Origin of the sequence: Vibrio sp. 10N.239.312.C11 (genome assembly GCF_041466065.1) — a bacterium.
Lineage (GTDB): Bacteria > Pseudomonadota > Gammaproteobacteria > Enterobacterales > Vibrionaceae > Vibrio > Vibrio tasmaniensis_A.
The window spans coordinates 1-1,552 of record NZ_JBFSRZ010000133.1 but is presented as its reverse complement, the minus strand read 5'-3'; the positions used below and the strand labels follow the sequence as shown (position 1 = coordinate 1,552).

Genomic DNA, 1,552 nt, shown 5'->3' with positions numbered 1-1,552 from the left:
TGTAGGCGCAAAGTTGTAATGTCACTTTTTAGCAAAGTTAAAATGTCTCTTTTTTAGGTTCAACCGCTAACTTCATTCTTATGTGAACTTATCTAAGGAACATTGGGATGTTGGTAACTATGAGTGACAAAGACCTTTCACGATACAAAGTGATCAATGACGTTTGTGAGCGTCGCTTACGACGTTCGGATGCTGCCCAGCTCTTAAACTTGAGTGAACGCCAAGTGCAGCGTTTAATGAACCGCTTACGAGAATCCGGTGCGGCCAGTTTGGCACATGGAGCTCGCGGCAAGCCCAGTAATAATCGGATATCGAGTGATTATCGTCAGACTATCTTAACGCTTGTTCGTAAACACTATTCGGATTTTGCCCCAACGTTAGCAAGAGAAAAACTTATTGAGATCCATAACTTACCCATTTCTAATGAGACCTTACGTCAATGGATGATTGCTGATGGTCTCTGGGTGCCACATGCTCAGCGTCAACCTCGAGTGTACCAACCTCGTCATCGCAGAGACTGCCTAGGAGAACTGGTTCAGATTGATGGTTCTCACCATGATTGGTTCGAAGGCCGAAGTCCAAAATGCTGTCTGCTGGTTTTCATCGACGATGCAACTGGACGATTAATGAACCTGCGGTTTAGTGAAACGGAATCAGCCATTGACTATATGGTAACAACTCGAGAGTACTTAGAGACACACGGCAAGCCGCTTGCATTCTACAGTGACCGGCACGCAGTGTTTCATAACAGTAACAAGAATGCGGTTGAAGCTAAAAATCCTACGCAATATGGACGCATACTAAAAGAGCTTGGCATCGAATTAATCTGTGCGAACAGCTCACAAGCGAAAGGCCGAGTAGAACGAGCGAACCTAACACTTCAAGACCGCCTCATTAAAGAGATGCGACTACAAGGCATTAATACCATCAAAGAGGCCAATGCCTGGCTTCCCTACTTCATTACGGACTTCAATCAACGCTTTGCTAAACCCGCCAATTACCCAAAAGACATGCACCGTCCTATTAGAGAAACATCCGCAGATTTGGACGATATTTTTGCATGGCAGGTCGTTCGAAAACTATCAAAGTCGTTAACCTTTCAGTACGACCAGATTGTTTATTTGGTTGAAAATATTGAAGAAAACTCCCGCTTGGTTCATGAAAACGTATTGATTTTAGAGTACCCAAACGGCGACATTAGTGTGAGATACGGACATCGAGCATTGAGATATAAAGTGTTTGATAAACTGACCAAACTTGACCAAGGTCGAGTGGTTGAAAACAAAAGACTGGGACAAGTGTTACGTTTTGCTCAGGATAAACAAGATGAGTTTGAGGTTTCACAAAAACGTAAACGGAACAATAAAACGGCAAGCAGAACGGCTCAAAGACAGGCAATGAATGAGCAGCTACGCGCATTAAATCCAGTTTTAGAGAAGCCCGAACAATTCAAAGCAAGTCATACCAAGTAACCCACTACCCTTGATTCTTTTCTCCCAAAGGTGACATTTCTATTTGGGAGAAAAGAGGACATTTTAAAATGGGATTGACA

Annotated in this window: 1 protein-coding gene; it reads left to right on the top strand. The window is 43.2% G+C overall.

The features are described 5' to 3' along the window. Window positions 1-119: 119 nt before the first annotated feature. The gene (locus AB6D07_RS22945) at window positions 120-1,472 is read left to right on the top strand and encodes an ISNCY family transposase (RefSeq protein ID WP_102579856.1); all 1,353 of its coding nucleotides are present in this window, start codon (window positions 120-122) and stop codon (window positions 1,470-1,472) included. The last annotated feature ends 80 nt before the right edge of the window (window positions 1,473-1,552 follow it).